The organism is Paraburkholderia phymatum STM815 (genome assembly GCF_000020045.1).
Classification (GTDB): domain Bacteria; phylum Pseudomonadota; class Gammaproteobacteria; order Burkholderiales; family Burkholderiaceae; genus Paraburkholderia; species Paraburkholderia phymatum.
On the sequence record NC_010627.1, the window covers coordinates 428490 to 453391 of the forward strand.

23 protein-coding genes and 12 pseudogenes are annotated in these 24902 nt (G+C 58.5%); 18 read left to right on the forward strand and 17 right to left on the reverse strand.

What is annotated here, in order from left to right:
- The first annotated feature begins 64 nt into the window (after positions 1-64).
- A complete protein-coding gene (locus tag BPHY_RS37800) occupies positions 65-934 on the forward strand; it encodes an ABC transporter substrate-binding protein (protein ID WP_012406711.1) in 870 nt (289 codons plus the stop codon).
- Positions 935-945: 11 nt separating this feature from the next.
- Here BPHY_RS37800 and BPHY_RS37805 read toward each other — a convergent pair whose 3' ends face one another.
- On the reverse strand, positions 946-1833 hold the full coding sequence (locus BPHY_RS37805) for an IS630 family transposase (RefSeq protein WP_107203687.1): 888 nt from the start codon (positions 1831-1833) through the stop codon (positions 946-948).
- Between BPHY_RS37805 and BPHY_RS37810 the strand changes: the two genes are divergently transcribed.
- The 5 genes from BPHY_RS37810 (at position 1787) to BPHY_RS37820 (ending at position 5318) form a co-directional block, all read left to right on the forward strand.
- Positions 1787-2794 carry a DUF5376 domain-containing protein gene (locus BPHY_RS37810; protein WP_167538906.1) on the forward strand — a complete coding sequence of 336 codons (1008 nt, stop codon included), beginning with the start codon at positions 1787-1789 and terminating at the stop codon, positions 2792-2794. The genes BPHY_RS37805 and BPHY_RS37810 overlap by 47 nt on opposite strands.
- The gene (locus BPHY_RS37815; protein ID WP_012406713.1) at positions 2791-3789 is read left to right on the forward strand and encodes a LacI family DNA-binding transcriptional regulator; all 999 of its coding nucleotides are present in this window, start codon (positions 2791-2793) and stop codon (positions 3787-3789) included. The genes BPHY_RS37810 and BPHY_RS37815 overlap by 4 nt, the downstream gene beginning before the upstream one ends.
- A 29-nt stretch (positions 3790-3818) precedes the next feature.
- Entirely contained in the window at positions 3819-4088 is a 270-nt protein-coding gene (locus BPHY_RS44405) for an SDR family NAD(P)-dependent oxidoreductase (protein WP_083775972.1), read from the forward strand.
- 100 nt (positions 4089-4188) lie between these two features.
- Positions 4189-4338 (forward strand): hypothetical protein, encoded by a 150-nt coding sequence (locus tag BPHY_RS42375; RefSeq protein WP_107203689.1) that lies wholly within the window; start codon positions 4189-4191, stop codon positions 4336-4338.
- Positions 4339-4493: 155 nt separating this feature from the next.
- Complete coding sequence (locus BPHY_RS37820; protein WP_012406714.1) at positions 4494-5318, forward strand: inositol monophosphatase family protein; 825 nt, start codon at positions 4494-4496, stop codon at positions 5316-5318.
- 2 nt (positions 5319-5320) lie between these two features.
- On the opposite strand, the pseudogene BPHY_RS42865 reads toward BPHY_RS37820, so the two are convergent.
- Positions 5321-5546, reverse strand: a pseudogene (locus BPHY_RS42865) (IS5/IS1182 family transposase); the annotation flags it as partial.
- 198 nt (positions 5547-5744) lie between these two features.
- Here BPHY_RS42865 and BPHY_RS44410 point away from each other — a divergent pair.
- A pseudogene (locus BPHY_RS44410) lies at positions 5745-5846 on the forward strand (transposase domain-containing protein); the annotation flags it as partial.
- A 23-nt stretch (positions 5847-5869) separates the two neighbouring features.
- A pseudogene (locus BPHY_RS44415) lies at positions 5870-5981 on the forward strand (transposase domain-containing protein); the annotation flags it as partial.
- Between the two features lie 34 nt (positions 5982-6015).
- On the opposite strand, the gene BPHY_RS37825 reads toward BPHY_RS44415, so the two are convergent.
- The 5 genes and pseudogenes from BPHY_RS37825 to tnpC form a co-directional block, all read right to left on the reverse strand.
- Positions 6016-6837 (reverse strand): IS4 family transposase, encoded by an 822-nt coding sequence (locus BPHY_RS37825; protein ID WP_208459166.1) that lies wholly within the window; start codon positions 6835-6837, stop codon positions 6016-6018.
- Between the two features lie 117 nt (positions 6838-6954).
- A pseudogene (locus BPHY_RS37830) lies at positions 6955-7134 on the reverse strand (ISL3 family transposase); the annotation flags it as partial.
- A 431-nt stretch (positions 7135-7565) separates the two neighbouring features.
- The gene (istB, locus tag BPHY_RS37835) at positions 7566-8405 is read right to left on the reverse strand and encodes an IS21-like element helper ATPase IstB (protein ID WP_012406715.1); all 840 of its coding nucleotides are present in this window, start codon (positions 8403-8405) and stop codon (positions 7566-7568) included.
- On the reverse strand, positions 8402-9469 hold the full coding sequence (gene istA / locus BPHY_RS37840; RefSeq protein WP_425469832.1) for an IS21 family transposase: 1068 nt from the start codon (positions 9467-9469) through the stop codon (positions 8402-8404). The genes istB (BPHY_RS37835) and istA (BPHY_RS37840) overlap by 4 nt, the downstream gene beginning before the upstream one ends.
- Before the next feature lie 44 nt (positions 9470-9513).
- Positions 9514-10116 (reverse strand): annotated as a pseudogene (gene tnpC / locus BPHY_RS37845) (IS66 family transposase); the annotation flags it as partial.
- A gap of 383 nt (positions 10117-10499) precedes the next feature.
- Here tnpC and istA (BPHY_RS43765) point away from each other — a divergent pair.
- Positions 10500-11270, forward strand: a pseudogene (istA, locus tag BPHY_RS43765) (IS21 family transposase); the annotation flags it as partial.
- Positions 11271-11276: 6 nt separating this feature from the next.
- On the opposite strand, the gene BPHY_RS41020 reads toward istA (BPHY_RS43765), so the two are convergent.
- Positions 11277-12611, reverse strand: coding sequence for a recombinase zinc beta ribbon domain-containing protein (locus BPHY_RS41020; RefSeq protein WP_322789057.1), 1335 nt, complete (start codon positions 12609-12611; stop codon positions 11277-11279).
- 80 nt (positions 12612-12691) lie between these two features.
- Here BPHY_RS41020 and BPHY_RS37855 point away from each other — a divergent pair, with 80 nt between their 5' ends.
- Positions 12692-14020 (forward strand): IS4 family transposase, encoded by a 1329-nt coding sequence (locus tag BPHY_RS37855; protein WP_012404963.1) that lies wholly within the window; start codon positions 12692-12694, stop codon positions 14018-14020.
- 8 nt (positions 14021-14028) lie between these two features.
- Here BPHY_RS37855 and BPHY_RS41025 read toward each other — a convergent pair.
- The 3 genes and pseudogenes from BPHY_RS41025 to BPHY_RS42870 form a co-directional block, all read right to left on the reverse strand.
- A pseudogene (locus BPHY_RS41025) lies at positions 14029-14805 on the reverse strand (recombinase family protein); the annotation flags it as partial.
- A 270-nt stretch (positions 14806-15075) separates the two neighbouring features.
- Positions 15076-15528 (reverse strand): helix-turn-helix domain-containing protein, encoded by a 453-nt coding sequence (locus tag BPHY_RS37865; protein WP_012404130.1) that lies wholly within the window; start codon positions 15526-15528, stop codon positions 15076-15078.
- Between the two features lie 188 nt (positions 15529-15716).
- The gene (locus tag BPHY_RS42870; protein WP_012404131.1) at positions 15717-15926 is read right to left on the reverse strand and encodes a DUF5372 family protein; all 210 of its coding nucleotides are present in this window, start codon (positions 15924-15926) and stop codon (positions 15717-15719) included.
- A gap of 104 nt (positions 15927-16030) precedes the next feature.
- Here BPHY_RS42870 and BPHY_RS37875 point away from each other — a divergent pair.
- The 7 genes and pseudogenes from BPHY_RS37875 to BPHY_RS42875 all read left to right on the forward strand — a co-directional run.
- Positions 16031-16816, forward strand: a pseudogene (locus BPHY_RS37875) (Mu transposase domain-containing protein); the annotation flags it as partial.
- 17 nt (positions 16817-16833) lie between these two features.
- Positions 16834-17592, forward strand: coding sequence for an IS21-like element helper ATPase IstB (gene istB, locus BPHY_RS37880; protein WP_012406553.1), 759 nt, complete (start codon positions 16834-16836; stop codon positions 17590-17592).
- 363 nt (positions 17593-17955) lie between these two features.
- Positions 17956-18288, forward strand: coding sequence for a LysR family transcriptional regulator (locus BPHY_RS41045; RefSeq protein WP_233445558.1), 333 nt, complete (start codon positions 17956-17958; stop codon positions 18286-18288).
- Between the two features lie 43 nt (positions 18289-18331).
- The gene (locus BPHY_RS37885; protein WP_012406718.1) at positions 18332-18718 is read left to right on the forward strand and encodes a DUF4145 domain-containing protein; all 387 of its coding nucleotides are present in this window, start codon (positions 18332-18334) and stop codon (positions 18716-18718) included.
- Positions 18719-18752: 34 nt separating this feature from the next.
- Positions 18753-19004: a hypothetical protein gene (locus BPHY_RS41050; RefSeq protein ID WP_012406719.1), complete on the forward strand. Its 252-nt coding sequence runs from the start codon at positions 18753-18755 to the stop codon at positions 19002-19004.
- 39 nt (positions 19005-19043) lie between these two features.
- On the forward strand, positions 19044-19217 hold the full coding sequence (locus BPHY_RS42380) for a hypothetical protein (protein WP_157686964.1): 174 nt from the start codon (positions 19044-19046) through the stop codon (positions 19215-19217).
- A 26-nt stretch (positions 19218-19243) separates the two neighbouring features.
- A complete protein-coding gene (locus tag BPHY_RS42875; protein WP_167538907.1) occupies positions 19244-19444 on the forward strand; it encodes a hypothetical protein in 201 nt (66 codons plus the stop codon).
- Between the two features lie 215 nt (positions 19445-19659).
- Here the strand turns inward: BPHY_RS42875 and BPHY_RS41055 are convergent.
- A pseudogene (locus BPHY_RS41055) lies at positions 19660-20265 on the reverse strand (IS5 family transposase); the annotation flags it as partial.
- A gap of 330 nt (positions 20266-20595) precedes the next feature.
- Between BPHY_RS41055 and BPHY_RS41060 the strand changes: the two are divergent.
- Positions 20596-21269, forward strand: a pseudogene (locus tag BPHY_RS41060) (IS5 family transposase); the annotation flags it as partial.
- Between the two features lie 187 nt (positions 21270-21456).
- Here the strand turns inward: BPHY_RS41060 and BPHY_RS37905 are convergent.
- From BPHY_RS37905 to BPHY_RS37925, 5 genes and pseudogenes are all read right to left on the reverse strand, one after another.
- Positions 21457-22511: pseudogene (locus tag BPHY_RS37905) on the reverse strand (IS110 family RNA-guided transposase).
- A 14-nt stretch (positions 22512-22525) separates the two neighbouring features.
- A pseudogene (locus BPHY_RS37910) lies at positions 22526-22969 on the reverse strand (IS6 family transposase); the annotation flags it as partial.
- Between the two features lie 72 nt (positions 22970-23041).
- Positions 23042-23299 (reverse strand): hypothetical protein, encoded by a 258-nt coding sequence (locus tag BPHY_RS42385; protein ID WP_107204378.1) that lies wholly within the window; start codon positions 23297-23299, stop codon positions 23042-23044.
- Between the two features lie 431 nt (positions 23300-23730).
- The gene (locus tag BPHY_RS37920) at positions 23731-24099 is read right to left on the reverse strand and encodes a transposase (RefSeq protein ID WP_012406723.1); all 369 of its coding nucleotides are present in this window, start codon (positions 24097-24099) and stop codon (positions 23731-23733) included.
- Positions 24100-24219: 120 nt separating this feature from the next.
- Entirely contained in the window at positions 24220-24810 is a 591-nt protein-coding gene (locus BPHY_RS37925; protein WP_012406724.1) for a hypothetical protein, read from the reverse strand.
- Positions 24811-24902 lie beyond the last annotated feature (92 nt).

Consider the following 24902-nt stretch of genomic DNA (forward strand, 5'->3'; position numbering starts at 1 on the left):
GGCCTTCTTTCCACGTCCTTCAGGCCGTGATGGTACATCGCGGCGTTCGCTACGGAAAAAGTTCGTGGAACCGCTCTTCAATTTCAAACGCCGCACCGTCCTCAAGGCTGGCCTCGCAGGTTTCGGATCAACGGTAGCGGGGGTGTCATGGGCGCAAGGCGGAGATAGCACCTTGAATCTCGGTGTCATCTCGCAGCAGACTGGAGTCTTTGCATATGCAGGCGACCTCGTTTTGAAGGGGGCGAAGCTCGCCGTGAATGAGCACAATGGAATCGTTGCCGGGAAGAAGATCAACCTCGTCGTGCGCGACGACGAGGGGAAGCCTGCGGTGGGTGTCCGACGGCTCACGGAAGCAGTGACTTCTGACAAAGTGACTTGCTTCGTCGGCAACTTCTCTAGTGCGGTCGGTCTAGCCGAACTCGAAGTCGCACGACAACAGAAAATTCTCCAGTTCGCAGCAGGCGGTTCGGAGGATTTTGCCGGCCAGCGATGCGGTTCCTATACGTTCCAGTGGTCTGCGCATCCTTATACGGCCCTGCGGGCGACGCTCAAATATGTGAAGAAGTCGCTGCCAGAGAAGAAACGCATCTACACGATCACGGCGGACTATGCATTCGGGCAGTCGCTTCTGCACTACGCTCAGGTTACCGCAAAGGAGCTCGGTCTCGAACTGTTGGGCAACGACAACCACCCTTTGGGCGAACGGCAGTTCACGCAGTACTTCACAAAGGCGCTGTCGACGCGTCCCGATATGATCTGTTTTCTAACCGCGGGCGCTGACGCGGTTTCGGCGATCCGCCAGTTCAACAGCTTTGGCGCGAAGAACGTTCAACTCGTGGGTCCGTGGACACTCGAAGTCGAGCAAATGCGCGAACTGTCGCCGGCCATGCGCAGCGGGTTGATTCTTGGCCTAATTGACGAGTGCATCAAATAGTGCGTAGTTGCCTACGCGGCATACCGAACATGCTTCTCCTTGAACAGGTTGCGGATCACGTGAGGCTCCTTTTGCCGACGATGCAGATGACGGCGAACGCCGTCGATCATCTCCGCCTTGCTGGCGGGTCGATTCTTGCCGAGCGCATTGGTCTTCACGTCCTGATTGAGCAGCTCGTCGGGATTGAGCTCAGGGCAATATCCCGGCAATTGAATCAGACGCAGACGTTGAGCATGATCGGCGACGAATCGCCTGACTGCCTTGGACCGATGCACGGGATGGCCGTCGACAATCAGATAGATCTTGTGCGCAGCCTGTTTGAGCATGCGCTTCAGAAATTCGATGAACGTGGCGTTCCTGAACTTGCCCTCGAAGACCATGAAGTTCAATGCTCCTCGGTTGGTGATGGCCGAGATCATATTGCAGCCGAAGCGTTTTCCCGTCGCGCGCACAACTGGCGTTTGCCCCTTGAGTGCGAAGCTCGTGCCGCTGATGTGATCACTACGCAACCCCATTTCGTCACCCCAGTAGATCGTCGCCTTCTCCTGCTTCGCCTCTTTCGCGATCTGCGGATAGCCTTCGTTCAGCCAGCGCGCGATGCTCGCATCGTTTCTCTCATAGGCTCGCCGTACCGGCTTCTGGGCACTCATGCCCCACGCCTTCAGGTATCGACCGACCGTCCACGCAGACACCTTGATGCCATACTCCCGCTCGATGAGCTGCGCCACCGATTCGCGGGTCCACAGGTAGAACGGCAACGCCAGCTGATCCGGCATCCGTTCGATGATCAGCTTGCGGATTCTCACGGCCTGCCGATGATCCAGCCGGCCACTTCCCGGCCGACGCCCACGCTTGCCTGGCCTGAGCGATCTCAAGCCGCCTTCTCGCGAGCGCTTCATCCAGTTGCTTACCGCTCGCAGACTCTCGTTCCCCGACAAAAGAGGTTCTGGCCTGCGGCACTTTCCCGCCGATTCACATCTGACCGACTGGCTAAGGGAAAAAGGCTTCGAGTACGACGTGATCACTGACGAAGATCTCGATGCAGAGGGTGTCGCTGCACTGACGCCATACGACGTAGTGATTACCGGCTCGCACCCGGAATACCATACCCGCCGCACGATTGAGTCAATCATTCAATACAGAGAGGAGGGCGGCTACCTCATTTATATGGGCGCTAATGGATTTTATTGGAAAGTCGCTCGTCCGTTCGATCAGCCGCATATGCTCGAAATCAGAAGAGCGGAAGGCGGCATCCGAGCATGGGCAAGCGAGCCCGGCGAGTATTATCAGCAACTTGACGGAGAATATGGCGGCATGTGGCGGCGTAACGGGATCGTACCGCAACGCACCGGAGGCGTGGGTTTCGCTGTGCAGGGGGCCTATGAAGGCTGCGGATATCGCCGAACTCCCGAGTCGTACGACGAGGACGTGAGCTGGCTCTTCGAGGGTGTCACGGGCGAGAAGTTCGGCAACTTCGGTCTCTCCGGCGGCGGAGTGGCGGGCTTCGAGCTCGATCAGGTGGACGCCAACCTGGGTACACCTGGTTACGTCAGAGTGGTGGCCGTATCGGAAGGGCATGGCGCGAGCTTCCGGACAGTGCCTGAGGAGATACTCACGTGGACTATTTCAGCAGGCGAGCTTCCGCGAGAGCACAATGGCATCTGCGCGCACATGGTGGTAGGCGAGGCGCCTGCGGGGGGAGGCTTGTTCGCGGTAGGCTCCATTACGTTCGTAGGGAGCTTGTCTCACTCCGATTATAATAACGACGTCTCGCGGATTGTTGAGAACTGTCTTAGACGTTTCCTCAAGAATCGTCAGAGCAAAAAAATTCCAACCTCCTTACAAGATAGGCGGAAGTGAAGAGAAAGGCCCCAACACAAAAGGATGTCGCGAAGTTCGCCGGAGTTTCACAAGCTGCCGTTTCGCGTTTTATCTCCGGCAATGGTGCTATATCTAACGAAGCTCGAGAGAAAATCTTGAAGGTCATCGAGCTGATGGATTACGAACCCGATCCGGTAGCTCGTGGTCTGAGCAGCGGACGATTCGACGTGGTGGCAATCGTTATGACTGACATCACGAATCCGTGGTATCCACCCGTCTTGGATCTCATTACTCGGGAACTGCGTAAGCTTGGCCTGCAGGCGTTGTTGTTCAATGCATCGGCTCCTGAGACCGTCGACGACGTCATGCCTCTGGTGCTGCAGTACCGTGTGCGTGGGGTGATTATCACGACGGCTTCATTGCAGTCGTCCGGCGCAGACCTGTGTGTCAAGCGAGGGGTGCCGGTCGTGATGTTCAACCGCTATTCACAGGTCGGGGCGGGTCATTCCGTTTCGACCGACAACGTTGGGGGGGGGCGTATCGCGGCGGATTGTCTGTTAGCGTCTGGTAGCCGCAAGCCCGCATTCATTGGCGGGAATCCGGCTGTGTCAACAAACAGGGACAGACGTAGCGGCTTCTTCAGCCGTCTTGCTGAACGAGATATGCTAGCTCCGCCATCGCTCGACAAGGAATATACCTACGCATGGGGCTACGAGGCCGCGCAACTGCTTCTTGCGCGTCATCCCGACATCGACGCGTTTTGTTGTGCCGACGATGAGATTGCAGCGGGAGCCATCGACGGCATTCGTTTCGGACTAGGTCTACGCGTGCCCGAGGACGTACGTATCTTCGGCTTCGACGATCATCCGGTCGCGCGACAGGCAGCTTACGAAATTACGACGATACGTCAGCCCGTCGCGCAGATGATCGCCGCCGCTCTGGAACTGCTTACGAAGGAAGGCAGCTCGGATGAGCGAAGGTTGATCCCTGGCGAGCTCGTGATACGCAGTTCCACGCCATCAAACACAGGATGATAAAGCATGCTTGCCGAACTTGAAGATCTATCCAGACTGCAGCAAAGCTTGGCCATAATTGTCCCGCCCAATTCGCGACGGGTGTCGCCCACGGCCTAGGCGCTGGGAGCGCAGCATCGCACGCGGCATTCGGGGCACGCGTACACATCGTGAGCCGGAATCGCGCAGAACTCGACGAAGTGGTCGGAGCCGTAAGAGCTAACGGTACAGCAGCCGTTGCACACTGTAGTGATGTCACTGACCGTGACGCCGCCAACTGCGCGCTCGAAAACATCGATGACTGGATATACACCGCCTAGCAGCCCGCAGCCAGAAAGATGATGGCCACCGTGGCGGTGCAATCGTCAATATGTCTTCGCAGATGGGGCATATGGGGCGGAACGTCGCGCGGTGTGTTGCATGATTAAGCATGCCGTGGAAGTTTTAACCAAGCGCACGGCGATCGAGCTTGCAAACAGCGGGACTGGGGTGAACGCCGTATCACGCATTTTAATCGAGGTGCCACTGACCCAGAAATCCTTTGAGATCAGTGATTTTCACGAGTGGTAATGCGCCGACTGTCCATGGGACGTCTATTGCCCGCGAGCGATGCCGCGGCCGAAGTCTGCTAGCTGGTTCCCCTGCGGCGGCGATGGTGATGCGGATCGACGGTGGTCGGAGGGGGGAATAAGCCCATCTCTTTTAGCAAAAATCGGGATTTCTAAATGGTACACGATCTTTCGGACGCGCAGACTCAGCTCGAACGGGAAGACAGCTATTTTCAGACGGTCGAGGAGCTGTGCGACATAGCGCGCCAGGTCTTTGCGCGGCATGATTTCGCAATTGTAGGAGTCTCAAAGAAGGCTGACAGGTCACCTGTCACGATTGTTGATCAGCAGGTCGAGATCGCGCTGCGTGAGCACCTAGCACGCAAGCATCCCGGAGACAGCATTCGTGGCGAGGAATTTGGCGTGGACGACGAGACAAAAGCGGGGACGCGAGCTCGATGGATCCTCGATCCACTCGATGGGACGCGAGCCTACGCGACTGGTAGTCCGATGTGGGGTACCTTAATCGGCGTGCTGTGGGATGGCGAGCCATGGCTAGGGGCGATCGACTTGCCTGCGATGAACCGACGAATGATCGCAGGGCAGGTAAGAGCCTATTGCTCGTACGCCGAAATGAAAACGAGCGGGTGCACAGCCGTCGATGAAGCGCGCTTGTGCACGACGATGCCCGACAAATTTACTGAAGCTCAGCGAACGAGCTATCGCAAGCTCGCCGATGCGGTGTCTGTCTACAGGTATAGCGGTGACTGCGCGAATTATGCTGGATTGGTAGCAGGCCATTGTGATCTTGTCGTTGAATCGGGGTTGTCTCCGCATGATTACCTGCCGATGGTGCCGCTGATCGAGCGCGCTGGCGGAATCATTACAGATTGGGATGGCCGCCCGTTATCAGAGTCTTCCGCAGGCCATGTACTTGCAGGGGCTACTCCGCAATTGCACGCATTAGCTAAACAAATTCTTCTTGGGAATTCGTCATGCTGAGCTCAATAGGCCCGGTTAAGAAAAGCCACGATGTTGCAGCAGACGAGTGTGCAGGCTAGTTTGAGGAATGCCTCGTGAATGTCAGATCGGCGGTCGAAGCGAATGCGAACACGACGGAAACTATCGAGCCACGAATGAGTCGGTCGACATCCACCGGAATTTGTCAAGGCCGCTGCAGTATTCAGTACAGCGCCTAGCGATGACCGGTCTGATGCCGCGCTTGCGAAGCGGTTACCGTAGCGCCTCTGATAAAAAAGTCCGACATCGTCCGCGAGCACTTTGAGCATGCATCGGAGGTGGCTCCCGTCATTCCTGTCAGCAAGCTCATAGATATTACAACATTGAAAAGAGAGGCTTTTCAGCGGATCGCTGACCGCGATAAATCCTGCAGCAAGCCTTTCTCCACGATGTACAGTCTGATTGGGACAGCTCAACGGGATCAACCCGCGCGCCTACCTCGAATATGTCGTGGCCCATATCGCTGATCATCCCATCAACCGTATCGACGAACCGCTGCGCGCGGGTTAGGGCGCGGCCGACATCATGAGTTTGATCCGCTCGCCTATCTGAAAAGACGTCCTGACATGCTTGCCGACCCACAAAGCCAGCGACATCGCCGCGCTGCTACCGCATCGCAGGCGACCTCCCTCGACCACCGTCTAAACTCGCTCATCAAGACGTGTTCGCCGGCTTGCAATTACCCACTTCGGTTCAGCGCGAGTTCGTATCCCAGTTGAATGTCAGTGAGACGCTGCATGCCACGCCACATGACGGTATTGCCTGGAGGTGGATCGCTGGCTTGGGCAAGATAGCCAACGAGTCGTGCGACCTTGATTAGATTTCGCAAGAGCGGCGGCGCTTGCGCCGCGGCCGGCAAGTCCGGGACCAGGCGTTCGAGCAGATCCATTTCGGTTGACGTGAAGGCTACCTCGGCTGGAGCTTGCGGCGCGCATCGGCTAATCATCGTCAGCCAGAATATGCGCCAACTCAGGATGCACAACACGGAGATAAGGTTCGCAAGTCGATCGGCGGTGCGCAGCTTCGAGTCCTCGGCCTTACATCCCGATTTGAGGATCTTGTGGAAGGTTTCGATCTTCCAACGCATGGCATACCAGTCGAGCTTCTCGATTGCTTCTGCACGCGATTGGACCGGGAGATTGGTCAGCAGCTTCCACTCGATGCCGGCACGCCCGGGCGGTACATCGCGCTCTTGGGCATGGATCACCGTAAGCTGCAGAGCCGGGTAACGGCTTTGCTTGCCAATGGGCGGCAACACTGTCATGCGCTGGTAACGAAGCTCAAGGGTTACAGTCATCGGATGTCCCTTCGCGTCGCGGATCTCGACACGATGCAGTCCTTTAACTTTAACCTGCTCCATTTTGTCTGCGATGGTGTGCTGGCCATCTCCGGCGAGCCGGTCAACGCAGGTCCGCACGAGAAAGAAGGTGCTCAGATCGTGCGCCGTGCAAAACAGTTCATAAATGTCGCTTTCCCGATCGCCGACGTGAATGCAACGCACTGGGTCGTCAAGCAGTGTAGCTGTCTGGCGATGTTCTCAAGCCAGCGATAACTTTCCTTTTCCTCAATTGGTACGCGCGTCGGATTGACGTGGCGCTTGAGCGCCGTAGTACCCTTGACGCTTGATTTGCGTGTCGTGCACGGGGTGCTCGCCGGCTACGTCAGCATAGGCGAACCGGCTGCCCGCGACGAAGTCCACGGCAATCGTGAGCTGGCGTTTGCCGGTATCAAAGTCGACGCTTTGTACATACCATGGGGCCATGATTCCCAGGGCGGCTTCAAACAGTTGGTTCGTCATCGTTCGTTTCGTCTTGCGTGGCTGGTTGCAGCATTCTGCCGCAACCAGCCACGACTCAGCTTATCGAATCAGTGCGCCTCAAGGGTTCGCTGCGCCGGGCTTACGCCCGCCCTTGACCCGCCAAACCACCCACTGAGAATTCAAAAGAGGCTGATTTGATTCAACGTAAGCGCCTTGCGGAGGCCGTTGCTGATTTTCGCGCGCGCGTGGCCGATGATGTGGCCTACGTGTAAATGGCACGTGGATGTGCAGGAACCACACTGATTCAGAGAGATGAACCGGTAGGCTTTGATAGACCGCCGAGATGTTCGACGATCCGCCAAGGTAAGAGTTCGTCAATGCGGTTGACGGGGTGATTGTCAAACGCAATCTCAAGTTGATACAGCTTCAGACGCAAACGCAATTTGAATTTGATACACCCGGTCCTACGGCTATTGGCTCTGTGTTGCCTCCTTCGAATTGCGTTTGCGTTTGACGTCATCCGCGTCGTTTAAGTGCGGCGGCGGAATGCGGTTGATCATGCCGGCCTGACGTTTTTCCTTGAGCCGGTACGAGTCGCCAGAGATCGGTACGACGTGTGCGTGATGAAGCAGCCGATCGAGGAGTGCCGCCGTGAGCGTTGCATCGTCGGCGAAGGTCTGGTCCCATTGGCCGAACGGCAGATTGCTGGTCAGAATGAGACTGCCTGTTTCGTAGCGTTTGGCGACCACCTGGAAGAGCAGGTTCGCCTGCTCCCGGTCCATCGGCAGGTACCCCATCTCATCAATTATCAGTAGCTTGTAGGGCTTCGTGATCCGCTTGATGGTTTCCTCGAGCTGGTTACGCCGCAACGCTGTCGTCAATTGCATAAGAACGTCGGCGGCAGTGATGAATCGGGTACGAAACCCAGCCTGCGTTGCACGATATCCGAGTGCGACAGCGAGATGAGTTTTGCCCACGCCACTGGGCCCGAGCAGCACGACATTCTCCGCGCGCTCGACAAAGGCAAGGCTGCCGAGTTCGAGAACCAGTGCTTTGGGTACGCCGAGCGCGAACTCGAAGTCGAATTCATCGAGCGTCTTGATCGCCGGGAAGCCAGCCAGACGCGTCAGCATCCGCCGCATTCGCTCCGCGCGTGCCATCGCTTCATCTTTCAACGCCTGTTCGAGGAAGTCGAGATAGCCGAGCTCGCGTTTCGCCGCCATCTGGCCCAGATGTGCAATCTGTGTCGGCAAGTGCAGCAGGTTGAGCTGCTTGCACAGCACGTTCAGCCGTTCGAGCTGCGGCGTCATGCATTCACCTCCTGGGTGCGGCTGAATGCATCGTAGACCGACAACGGGTGCTGCAACGGCTTATTCCACTCCGATGTCGCGTACCGCGACGCCGGTTTCGGTTGCTGATGCGGTGTCGCTCCGGTTCTAACCGAACGTCCCACGTATGGTGCCGGCAGTGGCAGAAGATGTGGCCGCTCTTCGAGCAACACTTCGGCAGGTACACGTTTGGTCGTACCGTGCACACGGACGTTGGCGACGTCGCGCAGCCACAGCCTGATGCGCTCGTTGCAGAGGCCGCAGTCCGCTGTCAGCCCTGCCTGTTTGAGCATCGAAACCAACGGGACCCAGAAGCTGTAGCGCAAATATCCGTTCATACGCTCGACCTTGCCCTTCGTCTTCGCGCGGTATGGCTTGCAGACGCGAGGCACGAACCCATGGTGTTTGGCGAAGTCAGCGAACCCCGGATGATATCGGTGCTGTTTCTTGCCGTACGCATCACGCTTCAGGATCACTGTCTTCATGTTGTCGTACACGATCTCTCTGGTGACGCCGCCAAATGCCTCGAATGCCCGTACGTGACACGCCAGCAGCGTTTCGATACGCATGTCGGTGACAAACTCCGCGTAGCTGACGCGGCTGTAGCCCAACGTCGCAACGAACGCCGCGAGCATGCCAAGCTTGTGCCCCGGCTTGCGAAACTCGATCCAGTCCATCTGCATCTGATGGCCCGGCTCTGTCTCGAACCGGACCACTGGATCGGGGCGTGCAGCGGGTCGAAGCTTCTGCAGATAGTCCTGCACGCGGCGTAATCCTCCCGTGTAACCTCGCTCCTCAATCTCGCGCTTGAGCACCGTCGCCGGAATCCAGTCTGGCTTCGCTGCTTCGACGCGTGCCTGTAGATATGTCTTGAACGGCGCGAGTTTGCCGGCCACGGGTTGACGGGCCTTGCGTTGCGGCGGTCCCGATGCCAGATACTTCCGGACCGTGTTGACTGCCATGCCGGTCTCGACCGCGATGTCCCGGAGGCTGTTTCCCTGGCGACGCAGAATCTCGATTTCCATGTACTCCTCGTAGCTGATCACGGGCCGCCCAAATGGAGCAACCCTACAACGAGGTGTATCAATTCCTAACTGCGCTGCTGTATCAATTTACAACTGCGCGCGACATGATCGGCGATTCGTGTCAGGACATGGGTCAAGTAAGCACGCGGATCGATACCGTTGAGTTTGCAGCTTCCGATCAGCGAATACATCGCTGCGGCCCGCTCGCCCCCGCTATCGGAGCCTGCGAAGAGGAAATTCTTTCGACCCAGGCTCACACAACGCAGCGCGTTTTCCGCGATGTTGTTATCTATTTCGACGGCACCATCGTCGCAGTACAGCATGAGCGCATCCCACTGGTTCAGGGAGTAGTTGATGGCCTTGGCCGTATCCGACTTTGCCGACAGCGTCTTGAGTTTTTCCCGCAGCCACGTGCCGTAGCGCTCAAGCAGCGGCTTTGCCTTCTCTTGTCGCACACGCAATCGCTCGTCCGGCGGTTTGCCGCGAATGTCCGCCTCTATGCCATAGAGCTCACCGATGTATCTGAGCGCCTCAGTGGTCGTCTCCGATGGCGTGCGCACGTGAATGTCATAGAGCTTGCGACGTGCGTGCGCGTGGCACCCGGCTTCGCGAATCGAGCCGTCGCGAAACAGCTCGTTGAAACCAGAATATGCATCGGCCTGCAGGATCTAGAGAGATGGTATGAACGCCGCCCTCTCTTCACAGAAATCTGAGGCTGCAGCAGGAGTGACATCGAAGATGTTGGGTCCCTCCAGAACCAGACGGCATCAATGTGCCAGAGTGGAAGTGTTGCGACCACTGAGGAACGGAGGGACCATCATGAATACTACGACGTTCGGGCTCGACATTGCAAAGCGGACTTTCCAGCTGAATATTCCACGGCAAAACGAACGCGGATTCCACGCGAAAGCGAACACGGATTCCACGGCAAAGCGAACGCCGATTCCACGGCAAAACGAACAGGGTTTCCACGGGAAAGCGAACAGTAAGGCGCTGTCGCAGCGACGCGGGTCAACGGTGGCATCCTCGGCATTTTTTGTCGGGGTGCCGATTGGCAAATACCAGGTTGACCATGCGCAAGATTCGAGAAGTACTGCGGCTGCATTTCGAGTGCGACCGCAGCCATCGCGAGATCGCCCAGGCGATGGGCACCTCGACTTCGACGGTGTGGCAGTATCTGCGCCGCGCAAGGCTGGCGGGGCTGAGCTGGCCGTTGCCGGCAGAGCTGCAGACTGACGACGTCGCCCTTGAAGCACGTCTTTATCCGCCGCCCACGCAGCGCGAGCCGCCATGCGGCATGCCGCATTGGCCAACGGTGCATCGCGAGATCGGCAAGCCGGGCGTGACGCTCGATCTGCTGTGGCAGGAATACAGGGCGCAGCACCCTGACGGCTATGGTTATAGCTGGTTCTGCAAGGCTTATCAGGAATGGGCACAACGACTGCCGGTGACGCTGCGACAGACCCATGTGCCGGGCCAGAAGCTGTTCGTCGACTACAGCGGCAAGAAGCTCGGCATTGTCAATCCCGACACCGGTGAGATCCGCGAGGCGGAGTTGTTCGTCGCGGCGCTGGGCGTTTCGGGCTATACGTTTGCCGAGCTCACATGGACGCAACAGTTGCCTGACTGGATTGGCTCGCACGTGCGCGCCTTCGCATTTTATGACGGATTATGCGAGGTCCTGGTACCCGACAACCTTCGCTCGGGCGTGAGCAAAGCGAACTTCTACGAGCCGGAGATCAACCCGACTTACCAGGAGATGGCATCGTATTATTCCGTGGCCGTCATCCCTGCGCGTGCGAGAAAGCCCCGCGATAAGGCATACGCTTCATACTGCACCTTGTGCGGTTGGTGGAACAGCGATAAACGTCGGTTGAGTCGAACTGTAGCGACCCCCTTGGCCTTTGACCAGGACGACGTCGCCGACGGGCTCATAGAGACAGCGATGCAGATTTCCGTAGCGATGCTGACGCAACAGCCCGCGCCGGGCCCATAGGTGGATGCTAGTCGGACAGACCCCGAGTTGTGCGGCGAGTTCGTTGGCTGTCACCATGCCGCGTTCGCGCAGGCGCTCAAACCGGCTCTTGAGCCGGTAGGCGGTGCGTACGAGGTAGACCTTCTTGTGCGTGAACGTTTCGCCTTTCCAGTTTGTATAGCCGAGCGCATTAAGCTGTTCTGCGACTTGTCGGTCCGAGCCGGTTTCGAGAAGTTCGTCGATCTTCGCAACGACTTCCGGTAGCGTCTTTCGAATCAGTGCGATAGGCTTGGGCTTATCGATCTCCAATGAGGTAGTTCGGCCGCCGCGAAAACGTACATGGATTGCGACGCGTTCGGATTTGACCAGGGTGACGTCTTCGATGAGCAAAGCGACCATGCGCTTGCGCTCGAGCGGCACGACTCGCTGATCATTCCAAACACGAGGGAAGTCCTCGGCGAGCGACTGAATCTTGGTTCGCGCATCGCTGCTTAACAGCTTATGATCGGCCTTCTGGAGTCGTTCGTTCTCCTGTTGCAAGCCGTCCAGCACACGTAGACGTTCGTTCCAGTCCGCTTCGAGCGTGTCAGCGACAAGCCGGTTGGTCGGATCGACACTCATATATCGACGACGCGCGAGCTCGGCATCGTAGCGAGCTCGGGCCAGTTGGTTCTGACGTTGATCGGCGGCCTGTTTGACGCGCCCGGATATCTCGTCTTCTACAGCTAGCGCGACCTCGAGAGCAGCCGGTGCGACACTCTCTAATAGAAGCGAGCCTATCGTGTCATCGATGGCACTTCCACGAACCGATTGGCAGGGTTTGCTGGCACGGCGCACTGGGTTCTCCGTGCACATATAGTAGGGTTCGAGTTTATTACCGACGACCTGATACCGTACACGCATGCGTGCGCCACACAATCCGCACACGACGCGCCCCTGCAGGAGCCCAACGCCCTCACGTGGCATGCTGCCTCGTCGATCGCGCCCGAATCCCGTTAAATTCTGCTTAAGCGTCGCCTGGTTGCGTTCGAACTCGTCCCAATCAATAAAGCCGGGATGCGCATTCTGGATTAACACCTGCCAGTTCTCGCGGTCAACCTTAAGTCCGAAGGATTTGCGTCCCTGACGATATGCTCCGCGTGTGCGACCGTATACGAAGGCACCGGCATAACGGGTAATGCCGTTCAGTTAAGCACTGAACGGCATTTTTGTTTTTGTTCCGGGAAGATGTTGTAAACGACGCGCCGAGCTGTTAACTTTTCGGCGCGATGCTCTCCAGTCACCTGACCTTCCTGCTCGATGCGCAACAGCCGGCCGACCTCAGCCGGCTGGCTGAGCATCTGCCCTACGAATGGATCGAACGGGCGGTGCAGGCTACGGGGGCGGCGAGTATTCGGCGCCGGCGCTTGCCTGCTGAGCAGGTGGTCTGGCTGGTAATCGCGCTGGCGATGTACCGTCACTGGTCGATTAGCGAGGTGCTCGACAGTCTCGATCTGGCCTTGCCCAACGAAGCCGCGCCATTTGTCAGCAAGAGTGCGGTGGTGCAGGCACGCCAACGCATCGGCGAGGCACCGATGGCCTGGCTGTTTGAGCAGACGGCGCGGGCGTGGACGACTCAGGACGCGGCTCACCATGCGTTCAAGGGGTTAAGTCTGTGGGCGATGGACGGCACCACGCTGCGCACGCCCGACAGTGCGGCCAACCGTGAGCACTTTGGCGCGCAGGGCTATGCGAGTGGCAAGGTGGCCAGCTATCCACAGGTGCGTGCGGTAACGCTGACTGCGATCCCGACGCATCTGGTGGCCGACATCAACTTTGGCTGCTACGACACCAACGAAATGGTGTACGCCAAGAGCCTGCTGCCGCAGATACCAGACGATTCGCTGACGGTGTTCGACAAGGGCTTTCTGGCCGCCGAGATCCTGTGCGGCCTGACGATGAACGGACGTAATCGCCACTTTCTGATTCCCGCCAAGTCCAATACCTGCTGGGAAGTGATCGCCGGTACGGCAGACGATGCAATGGTGCGCATGCGCGTCTCGCAGCAGGCGCGCAAGAAGTGTCCGGCCTTGCCCGAATTCTGGAATGCGCGAGCGATCCGGGCCATCGACGCGCGCGGACGCGAACGCGTGCTGTTGACTTCGCTCGGGGATCGCCGACGCTTTAAACCCGCCGATATCGTTGCTTGCTACGAGCGCCGCTGGCGAATCGAAACCAGTTACGGGGAGCTCAAGCAATCGATGCTGGGTTCAGAGTTGACCTTGCGCAGTCGTACCGTCGAAGGGGTTTATCAGGAGATCTGGGGCGCGTTGATCGCCTACAACCTGATCCGCCGTGAGATCGCCAGCGCCGCATGGGAAGCGAAACTCGCGCCGACCGATATCAGCTTCGTGCGAGCGCTCCATACGATCCAGCACGAAATGATGTGGGCCGCCCTCACGCCGGCCTACGCAAAATTGCCTGCATGCCTTCAGCGTCTGCGGGACCGGCTCAAGTCTCTTCCCAATGAAAAGCGACCCGGCCGAGCATGCGACCGGGTCGTCAAATCCCGCCCCAAACGTTACACCGTTCGATACCTTAACAAGGACATTAACTGAACGGCATTACCGGCATAACGGGGGTTGTGCAATATCTGAATAACGCGACAGTGCTCCAATGGCCCCCAAATCAGATCTCCCTTGCCAATCCCCCGGCGGATGCGACGCGGAAACAGCCAGCCTTCCTGGCGAAATCGCTTGACCGTGGCTGTAGCTGACGCAGCCTGTCGAAACGTATCGAATAGCAACTGCAGCGCGCCCCTGACCTGTTGATCAGGATCGAGAACCACTGAGCCGTTCGGGTGATAAACAAGCCCTATGGGTAACGGCACTTCCAGTTCGCCCCGGCGTGCCTTGTTCTTGATGCCACCTTGTAGCCGGCCTTTGAGAACATGAAGCTCGGCCTCGCTCATGGCGCCCTTTAAGCCCAGTAAAAGGCGGTCGTTAAATTGACCAGGATCGTAAATTCCATCTTCGTCGCAAATCAAAGTTTGCGTGAGCGATGCGAGTTCGATCAGGCGATGCCAGTCTGCGTTATTGCGCGCAAGACGCGATACTTCCAATCCCAGCACGATGCCGGCGTGACCATTGGCGACCTCGGCGACAAGGTGCTGAAAGCCATCTCGCCCCTGGGTGCTGGAACCGGACATACCGAGATCGTTATCGACGACGTGAATACGTTCGATCGGCCATCCGAGCGAAACGGCACGATCGCGCAGCGCATATTGCCGTTTCGTACTCTCGGTATTCTCGAATACCTGGCGAAGTGACGACTGTCGAACGTAGAGGAACGCATCACGCCGCAGATGTTCAGCGGTGACCTTCAGAGCGGAGTTAGTAGACATGGGCAAGCTCCTCGTGGGTGCGCAGTACGAGGTTGGCGAGCACGCGAACAAGCGCGCCGTTATCCCGCACTGAGTTGGAAGCAGGCACGGTTGGAGTGGGAGCCTCGATGCGCGAAGCGTCCGGGCGTTGGATCGCCAGCCCGTGCAACAGGCCATGAAAGCGTATGGCCGCGTGGCCTTCTGAGTTAGGACCTGTGTCGAGCAGGTCGGCCCGTAGCGCTTCGTAACGAGCAAGCGCTGACGATGGCAGACGGAATTGCGGCGAATCGTCTACGGTTTTTTTTTGCGTGCTAACGCACGTTCGATACTGCGTGGGTGGATCGAAAGCTCCAGCCAGGTTTCGATCTCCTGCGCAAGCGCGCGAGCGCGAAGGCTGCCGTCTTGCTGTAGACGCTCCTCGATGAACGCCATGACCACCGAGTTGAGTTTGTGCGCGCCTTTGGGCCCACGCTGTTTCGGAAGCAACCCTGGCAGCCCCTCGCTCGCGAAGGCGCTCTCCGCTTGATAGAAGGTCGGCCTGGACATTCCGAACAGGGCGGCCGCCTCGGCCTTGGAAGCGCCATCGACCCGAACATGACGCAACATCTCGTACTTGACCTGAACAAGGTCGTCGGGGTCGAAGAAATCGCCCGATCGAAACCATGGCGCCCGTATTCGGTCGGGATGAGGATTGAGAGCACCAAGTTCGCGTAGTCGATCGCGCTTTGACGGTGGCTTGGTCATTACATGATCTCTCGTTGACGAAACGAAAACTAAAATACGCCGCTTTGTTCGAATTGTCAAAAATCTCAGTGATCTGGTGTACGCTATACGATGCGGTCATTTCCCCGTAAAAATTGAGGCAGTGTTGATGAGTCAGAACCAAGAACATCTCTATATCGGCATATTTCTTCTTACGTAAGCGGCGAAATTTATTTGACATCACGCGCTCCCAACAAATCGTCGACGAGCGCACGTAATCGAAGCAGGTCGTCAGTCCTAAACCAGGAATGTCCACCGGAGGCCTGCGCGAACAGATCTGGCTCCGGGACATCGGTCCAGGATGCCAGCACCGAGCACAGACGCTTGTGTGCGTCGTAATACATCACGCGATCTTCACCCCAGTTCTGCTTACGACTCACCAGGACAAAGTGATTTCCACGTGCTGGGTGGAATGGGTGGGTAATCTCGAAGGACGCGCCTTTGACTACGTGACGTTCCTCATGACAGACAGTTGCTGACTTGCGAGAAAGCGAAAGCTGAGCTCTCGGTGCTCCTGGCGCAGAGATGGATTCTTGCCAAGCTGCGCAACCAGCGCTTCTTCAGTCTGTACACGGCCAACCGCGCCGTCGCTGCATTGCTTGTGGAGCTGAACAACCGGCCGTTCAAGAAACTGCCGGGCAGTCGTCGCAGCGCGTTCGAGGAGTTCGACCGTCCGGCGCTGCGGCCGTTGCCTGCGAAGCCCTACCAGTACGCGGAATGGATCACGGCCCGCGTCGGTCCGGACTATCACGTCGAAGTGGACCAGCACTACTACTCGGTGTCGTACCGGTACGCGCGCGAACAGGTCAATGTACGCGTCACGGCCAACACCGTCGAAATCTTCCATCGCGGTCAGCGCATTGCCGCCCATGGCAAGAGCGCACGCCGTCGCTTCCATACGACCATCGACGCGCACATGCCGCCTGAACATCAGGCGGTCGTCAAGGGCTGCGATCCGCAACGGCTGCGCAACTGGGCCGCCGACATCGGCCCGCACACCGCCGCCGTCATCGACCACCTGCTGGACGCGCGCAAGCATCCACAGCAGGCATACCGCGCCTGCCTGGGCGTACTGCGGATGGGCAAGGACTACGGACGTGGCCGGCTTGAGGCCGCCTGCCGTCGCGCCATCGATCTGAAAGCGCCGAACTACAAGTTCATTGCCTCGACGCTCAAGAATGGTCTGGACAGGCAGCCCGAAAAGGCTTCTGTCCAGGCCGACCTTCCTCTCGTGCACGCCAACGTGCGCGGTCCTTCTTACTATCACTGAGATCAAACGGAGTTCTTATGCTTCACCATCCGACCGTCGATAAACTGTATGCGCTTCGTCTGGGCGGCATGGCTGCCGCCCTTGCCGAACAGCAGGCCCAAGAGGGCATCGACCGGCTATGCTTCGAGGAGCGTCTCGGACTACTCGTCGAGCGCGAAGCGAGCGAACGGGAGTCGCGACAGACAACCGCGCGTCTTCGCCGCGCAAAACTAAAGTTCGCTGACGCATCTCCCGAGGATATCGACTATCGCACGGTCCGCGGCCTTGATCGCGCGCTCACCGCCCGTCTGCTGACCTGTGAATGGGTTCGGCGGCAGCAGAATCTGATCCTCATTGCGCCGACCGGGCTCGGGAAAAGCTGGTTAGCTTGCGCCTTCGCCGTTCAGGCGTGCCGGCAGGGCTTCTCAGTCGCGTATCTGCGCATGCCCAAGCTCAGCGAGGAACTGGCCCTGGTGCACGGCAGTGGCGGCTACACGCGCTGGCTCGCGCAACTCGCGAAGACGGACATCGTGATCCTCGACGATCTCGCGATGACGCCGCTGAGCGCCTCCGCGCGACGTGACCTGCTCGAAGTCCTCGACGATCGCCACGGCAACCGTTCTACGATGGCGACATCGCAGTTGCCGGTCGACAACTGGCATGCCGCGATAGGCGAACCGACTGTCGCGGATGCGATCCTCGACAGGCTTGTACACAACGCCCATCGCCTTACGCTCGACGGTGAATCGATGCGCAAGACGCGAAGCTCGTTGACTGCAACGACTGAGTCCGAGTAAAAAGGCAAAGCTCCCGCGTCGCTGCGTCCTGTTTGTTCGCGATGGTGTGGAATCCGTGTTCGCTTTGCCGTGGAATCGGCGTTCGCTTTGGTGTGGTTTGGCTGTTCGTTTTGCGTGGAATACGCAGGCTGGCGTGTATATTGAATTCTTAGCTTCGTTCCTGTCGTCATACTTCTTTTCGTCTGCGACCCGGTCGGTTCGCCGTTGGCTGCACCTGCTGTATCCGGTGTCGGTTTTCTCGCGCGCCCCGTTGGTGCTGCCGTGCTGGCTGCATCGCGGATCGTGTCAGCCACAAACTCGTTGTGATGGTCTCGATGTCCGCGATGGCGCTGTCGTCGTTGCTCATTGCGATCTTGCCCAACTATGAAAATATCAAAATATCGGCATCGCCGCGGTGATGAGTTCGCACGCAAGTTCCCGGATGGCATCGAGCAAAGTCATAGAAGAGGAAACGATTTGAACTTCTTGTACCTGGAGACATTCGCCGCGGTAGTGGGACATCGACATTTCACACGCGCTGGCGCCGCGCTTAATATCTCTCGTGGCGCGGCTTCGCGCCGCGTCAAGGTCCTCGAGGAGACCTTGGGCGCACTTCTCGTCAGTCGCGAACCGCCACTTACGCCGACTGGTGCTCGGAAGATGATTCCCAGAATCCGTACGTTCCAACATACTTCCCGCCCGCGTTTCGCGACGTAAGCCCGACTGGCTGGTTCGGCAAGAGGCGCCGGCGTATCAAGGGTTGCTTGACGAAGTTTATGCGGCACTTCACGCTGACAGCCGAAGGCTGGCGATGATGGGCGCGAGAGCGATTATTGACAAGGCAATTGGCAGGAGAATAGGTGACAAAGGCAACTTCGCCAAAGGGCTTGACGAATTGCAGAAAGCCAACTTACTGAGCCAGCAGGAGCGACCAATAATCGAGGCAGCTTTTGACGCAGGATCGGCTGCCATGCACCGCGGCCATCAGCCTTCGGCGGACTCGCTCAATACTACTATCGATATCGTTGAGCGAGTCATCCACGCTGAAATCCTCGAAGAGAAGGCCAAGGAATTGGTGGCGGCTACGCCAAAGCGCGCGCCTCGGGCGGCGAACTCCGCGACCGAGAAACGAGATACGGCAGGCTAGGTAACCAGTCTCCAAGTTAAACAGGAGGGAAGGTATGCAAGAAGGAACTGTTGTTATCGTAAATCAGAGGCGCGGTATGTTTGTCGTGCAGATCGACGAAGGAGATTTTGCCGTTTTCGAATTGCTCGCGGGAACCGACGTCGCCATTGGCGATAGAGTTGCAGGTGACCTCGAAGCATTGGGACATGAGGAACTGCGGCATGTCGGTCAACGTCGCCGCTTCGCGGCGTATGGCCAAAGCGGGCCTAGCAGCTTGGTAGTATGCAAGCGGCTCGTCGGAGACTGACCGGAAAAGGCGTTAACGACGCTACAACTGGAGGTTGCCATGAAGCGCGTGAAGCGGTTGGCGGAATACGGCCACTGGAAGATCAAGGCATCGCCGATCATTCTCGCGAATCAGCGGCTTTTCCAGGCTGGTGCAGTTATCGAACATGTTGACGGTATGCGCTTCGTGTTTTCGGATCTAGGCAATCGGGTCTACCGATGGCAAGCCATATGAGCGCACATACAGAATGCGGAACGGATATGCTGCGCGACGTCTCGGGTTTGCTGTGGTCGTACTATCAGCTCATCGGTGCTCAGAAGCCGTCTCTGCGGCTCGAGATAGAGGGGCTTGGTTACTCCTTGTCGGTATTGAATGACGGTATTGGCTTCGGGCAGCGTCTGGTCGGCGGCGATACCGTCACGTACGCCGTGTACGAGCTTCGAATCTGGCGATGCGTGTGAGGGAGCAAGATGTTTTGGTCGATGGGTCGACGTCCCTGAACGACTTCAGACAAAGGGGCCGGGCCGGAGAAATTTCGCAGTGCCATAACGGCCCGCATAATGTAAGGCCCCAGACGAACACATAGGGCGGTACGCTCTACGGTATCATACTTACACGGATCGTCCCAATCGCCCGCGGTTGCTGGTTTCGCAGGCCCGATAGAGAATCGAGTGGGGATATTGCGCTCGTGCAGAATGCGTCGGTACTTGTCGTGGTCGTAACCTCGATAGCATAGAGGCGTCCAGGGCGGGTCAGAGGCCGCCCACGCATTCCGCCAACCGGCACGATGGCCTCAATCAGCGGAACGACTTGCGTGACGTCTTTACGATTTGCGCAGTCAGAATCGCTGCGATTGGCGTTCCATGGGCGTCGGTGCGAGGGGGTGCTTGGATCCGGGTCGTGCTCGATCGGTGGGGTTCGGGCCAGTTTTTCGCCCGCCCCAACCGCGCGGATCCACGACGAGTCGACGAACACGCGCGAAAAGTCGATCCTGTCCACCGCTCGCAACCTGGCCAGCAGCACTGCGTGCAATCGATCCCATACGCCGGCTTGCTGCCAATCGCGCAGCCTGCGCCAGCAACTGACACCAGAGCCGCATCCCATCTCCGCCGGTAAATCGCGCCAGCGGATACCGGTCTTCAGCACGAACAGGATGACTGTCAGCGCAGCCCCATCCGCTACCGGCTTGCGGCCCGGATACCTGGAAGCGGCGTGGCTTTGCCGGCGGTAGTAATGGCTCGATCAGTGCCCATAGTTCGTCGTCGATGATTGGTTTGCCCATCTCCTCGATCCCCGTTGTTACGACGATCGAGGTTAATCTATGGTCACCCCCCTTTTTTGCAACACGTATCTCGATTGGTGATGGTTAGTACTACAGCCGTAGATGTGCCGGGTGCACGCCGCCGCGTCGCCGGTGATGGCATTGTTGAGCACGGTACTGGTGTCGGCGCCGCCATATTGACCATGACATTACATGCTCAATGGAGTGGAGCGTTCGCCATATCAGTCGGCACAGTAACCGGCGGATTTCCTGAACGCTGAATGGCAGTGAACCTTCAGCTGTTTTTTTTAGCCTGTGCCCTCAGGGCAGCAAGCACCGCGTGCGCCAACAACCGGGATACGCTGGTGCGACCTCTCGACCAAGCTGGGATTCGGCTCCGGGCCAAACTGCTGGAGGCGTTTGCGCGACTGGCAAAGGGCCGGCGTGTGGAGCGCGTTGCACGAACTGCTGCTTGCGAAGTTACGCGAAGCCGGCGAACTCGATTTCTCTCGGGCAGCGGTCGATTCATCCTCGGTGCGAGCCGTTGGGGCGGGCGAAAAACTGGCCCGAACCCCACCGATCGCTCGCGACCAGGTTCGAAGCATCACATCCTCGTCGACGCCAATGGCGTCCCCATCAGTGCCATCCTGACTGGCGCGAATCGCAACGACGTTACCCAGTTGCTGCCGCTCATCGACGCGGTCCCGCCACTTCGCGGCGTACGCGGCCGACCGCTTCGCAAGCCCAAAGTCATCTACGCAGATCGCGGCTATGACTCCGAGCCGCATCGTCAGCGGCTTCGTGCGCGCGGTATCGAGCCGGTGATCGCCAGGCGCCGCACGGAACATGGCAGCGGACTCGGCAAGTTCCGCTGGGTGGTCGAGCGTACTCACGCATGGCTGCACAATTTTCGTCGTCTTCGCATCCGCTTTGAGCGTCGAGCCGACATTCACGAGGCATTCCTTAAACTTGGTTGCGCGCTCGTCTGCTGGAACATCTTCAGACGTACCGAGCAGTCTTTTTGAAACGGTCTCTTAGCGCAAATCTATCCGGCGTCGCTATGAGGATGATTCCCCGCGCCACGATGAGAATCGCGCCTCGCAGTGCCGATAACAGGGGCAGCTTCAAGAGCTCGTTAACCTTTCAGCGTGTCCGCCAGGCCGGTTGTACCGTTCACGTCATCGATAATCAGCGGTCGCAAAACCAGGTGGGTTAAGTTTGTTTATACGGAGCGTGGTAGCGCCCGTCAGGCGAGGTAACAGCCGTCCTCCGCTCAAATCGGTGTTGCGGCTCGATAGCCCACGCAATTCGCGCAAGCTTGTTGGCGAGTGCGCAGGCGACGACATTCGAATGTCGTCGCGCCAACATTGCGCGGACCCAATCAGCCATGCAACCGGTCTGCTTATCCAGATGAAGCATGAACGCCCGCGCGCACGGCACTAGCAGGTGGCGGATGTTCTTGTCGCCTCTCTTGGAGATTCCGAGCAGTTCGATTTGCCACCCGTACTATATTGCCTTGGTACGAGCCCCACTGCAGCGGCGAAATCACGACTGCATCGATACTGCTTGCCATCGCCGAGTTCTGAGGCGAGCAGACTTGCGGTGATGGATCCGACGCCGGGAATCGTTAGGAGGCGCTGTCCAAGGGCGTCCTCGGCAAGCTGCCGTTCAAGTTCCTTCTCGATATCGCTGGTCTGCGCGGTAAGGTACTTGAAATGGTCGTGCAATCGCTCAAGGATCGCGATAAGCCGTGGCGGTAACTGGTGTTCGGCCAGTACGACAGGAAGGCGCTTCACGACGCCATGGCCTACGGGCAAGCTGATGCAAAATTCGAGCAGGAATCCATGCATCTGATTTGTCGTGCGTACCCGATCGCGAACCAGGGCCTGGCGGACCCGGTGCAGCGCCGACAGGATCTGCTGCGACTCGTTCTTCGGCGTGACGAACCGCATCGAAGGCCGTGATGCAGCCTCGCAGATCGCCTCAGCGTCGACGAGGTCGTTCTTGTTGCTCTTCACGAATGGACGCACGAATTGTGGCGAGATCAGCTTGACGCAGTGTCCGTACTCGCCGAGCTTACGTGCCAGCTAATGCGCACCGGCACAGGCTTCCAGAACGACCGTGCAGGCGTGGAACGTTGCGAAGAACTCGCCGAGCTGCTTGCGTGAAACATTCCTGCGAAACACTGCCTTGCCGGCCTTGTCCTGGCCATGCAGATGGAAAGAATGCTTGCCTGGATCAATTCCTACCAACGTAGACGGCGTCAAGCAGCACGGCTTTCATCTTGATTGACGCGCGGCATGAGATATTTCGAGGATCGAATCTTCGTGTCCTCAGGCGGCAAGCCATCGGCCTTCATCTCGCGCACGGCGCGGTGCGAGGCCGCATAGCCGTCAAGCGTGATGCTCTTCGGTGGCCGGCCCTGATGTCTGATTGCCTTCCTGAAAAAGGCTTTTGCCGCCTCCACGTCGCGCTTTGCACGGAGCATGAAGTCAACCGTCTGGCCCACCCGATCCACCGCCCGATAAAGATAGACCCACTTGCCGCGCAGCTTGAGATAAGTCTCGTCAACACGCCAGGACTGGCCGGTGGGCCTGCCGAAGCGATTCCACCGTTTGACGAACTCCGGCGCAAAGCGCCGCACCCAGCGCAGGATCGTCGTGTGGGCCAGCGACAGACCCCGTTCCGCCATCATTTCGACCAGATCGCGCAAGCTAAGCTTGTAAAGCGCTTTCCGCCGGATCTTCTCCGCCCATCGTTTCTTCACGAACACCGTACCCGGCCAGGGTTTGAGAAGCTATTTAGCTTCGCTACTACGTTCGGTGCGGTGCCGTTCGTACAATACAACGAGGCTTTCAAGTCGAGCGGTTCGCGCGAAATGCCGCAACCGTGCGCAATGTTCGCGATCCCGGGTAGTCGCTACGATCTGCCTCTCCAGTTCCTGACGCATACGCTGTTCGCGCTCGGCAATGAAGGACATCAGTACGCGCGCATAGAGCGAGCTCTTGTCAGCAATCGCTCTGTATTCGTTCATCAGGTCAACAATCTCATCCATTCTTTCACGCGGGCATATTTGCTACGCCGATGGTATGCGCGAGCGCTTCCTCGCTACGCTCGCTAAAGGAGTCTTACGAGACTCCCGTGAGTCGAATACGGCTCCAAGGGGTAGGAGCGGTAGCCGCGGCGGGCCGCGCTACGCAGGAAACCACCGCCTTCCTCCGAACGCAACGTGCAGTAGAGCGCCAGAGTTACGGCGTGTGGCAGCACCATGAGCAGGTTTGCGAAAAAATTGTCGGTCTACCGCGATACAAAACGGATGTGAACTGAAGATGCTAAACGCAGACACTGCGCAACTGGGTGAAACCTGCGTAGGTGGGCAAGTTGAACGGCGCCGGGACAAATCTGCGAAAGGCGAACTTCTGCACAAAGGAGCCGGCCGCCGGTCACGGCAGTGCCTGTCCAATTGAGCTTCTTCATACGCCCATTCTAGCCGGAGGCCCCAGCAACCTGACGGTTCCTCACCGTCGAGTCGGCGCGGCGAACGTTGGGCATTAGCGTCGCCACTGCCTTGCCGTCCGGAGTTGCCTTGCCGGACTCGCACACCTGTTCGGCGAAGTAGTTGTCGTACTGCGGTGTGACTACCGTCTTGTCCTTCCCGCCGCGCGCGACGTCTACGCCGATCGCCTTCTGTGGCGTGGCCGGCTTCAGTACGTGGCCGTGCTGCCCCAGAGCCGCAAGCACGGCGTCCATCGTGCCGTCCTGCTGCCAGCGCTTGAAGTTGTGCCGGGTGGTAATGTGGGACCGGTAGCCAAGTTTCTGCGGCAGATGCGCCCACCGGCATTTCGCAGCGAGCACGTGCAGTATGGCGTTCAGCCGGCAGACTGGCGGCGCGCGGACGGCCGAGGCCAGGTGTCTGCTGGGGGCCGAAGAGCGGAGCGACCACCGCCCATTCGTCGTCAGTGAGCGGCTGGTAGATCACAGGTCGCATACCTTTTCTTCGTTCGACCATTGATCGGTCTGGCCGTCCAGCACCTCTATCCGGAACGGGCCACGGACTCCGGCTGAAAATTCGGCCGCTGCGGCCAGGGCGCGTTCGAGTTTGATCTCCGGCAGCATCGGCATGCCGACGGTGCTATGCAGCGAGCCCAGCGCCAGCTGTGCGCCGCAACCACAGGCATTGAAGTTCACGGCGTTTTCACCAACCTGATAATCGCCGCCAATCCGGAAGATGCGCCCCTCGTACCCAACCAGAAAAGTGCCAGCCGATTCCCGTTCGCCGTCCTTCCGCGTGTATCCGCCGCGGGTAAAGCATGCGCGTACCGCCTCAATGAACGTCGTGCACATGAAGGCGAACGCATCGGTGCCTTCAGGGCGCGACGCGACGGTCAGACTGTGGCCCAGAAGCTGGCCCATCCTGAAGGACGAAGTGAAACCGATCAGGAACGGCCCCACCCGATAAATCTTAGGGTCGGCGCGTACTGTGATGGACCAATCATTCGATCCGCCCGCCGAATCCGCACCCATGTAGACCTTTTTGCCATCCGTCAGCGCGACAATGCAGGTCATGCCGCCTCCGTAGGTGTTGCCCGATAGAACGCAACGTGCATGCCCTCGCAGCTCAGCCATAGTCCAGTCGAATCCATGCACTCCGCCCATTG

Coding starts and splice junctions, on each gene's coding strand:
- BPHY_RS41050 (WP_012406719.1), top strand. CDS start 18,753: ATGCAAGAAGGAACTGTTGTTATCGTAAATCAGAGGCGCGGTATGTTT.
- BPHY_RS37925 (WP_012406724.1), bottom strand. CDS start 24,810: ATGACCTGCATTGTCGCGCTGACGGATGGCAAAAAGGTCTACATGGGT.
- BPHY_RS41045 (WP_233445558.1), top strand. CDS start 17,956: ATGAAAATATCAAAATATCGGCATCGCCGCGGTGATGAGTTCGCACGC.
- BPHY_RS42375 (WP_107203689.1), top strand. CDS start 4,189: ATGATTAAGCATGCCGTGGAAGTTTTAACCAAGCGCACGGCGATCGAG.
- istB (WP_012406553.1), top strand. CDS start 16,834: ATGCTTCACCATCCGACCGTCGATAAACTGTATGCGCTTCGTCTGGGC.
- BPHY_RS42385 (WP_107204378.1), bottom strand. CDS start 23,299: ATGGATGAGATTGTTGACCTGATGAACGAATACAGAGCGATTGCTGAC.
- BPHY_RS37855 (WP_012404963.1), top strand. CDS start 12,692: ATGCTCTCCAGTCACCTGACCTTCCTGCTCGATGCGCAACAGCCGGCC.
- BPHY_RS42875 (WP_167538907.1), top strand. CDS start 19,244: ATGCTGCGCGACGTCTCGGGTTTGCTGTGGTCGTACTATCAGCTCATC.
- BPHY_RS37805 (WP_107203687.1), bottom strand. CDS start 1,833: ATGAAGCGCTCGCGAGAAGGCGGCTTGAGATCGCTCAGGCCAGGCAAG.
- istB (WP_012406715.1), bottom strand. CDS start 8,405: ATGACGCCGCAGCTCGAACGGCTGAACGTGCTGTGCAAGCAGCTCAAC.
- BPHY_RS37865 (WP_012404130.1), bottom strand. CDS start 15,528: ATGACCAAGCCACCGTCAAAGCGCGATCGACTACGCGAACTTGGTGCT.
- BPHY_RS42380 (WP_157686964.1), top strand. CDS start 19,044: ATGAAGCGCGTGAAGCGGTTGGCGGAATACGGCCACTGGAAGATCAAG.
- BPHY_RS37820 (WP_012406714.1), top strand. CDS start 4,494: ATGGTACACGATCTTTCGGACGCGCAGACTCAGCTCGAACGGGAAGAC.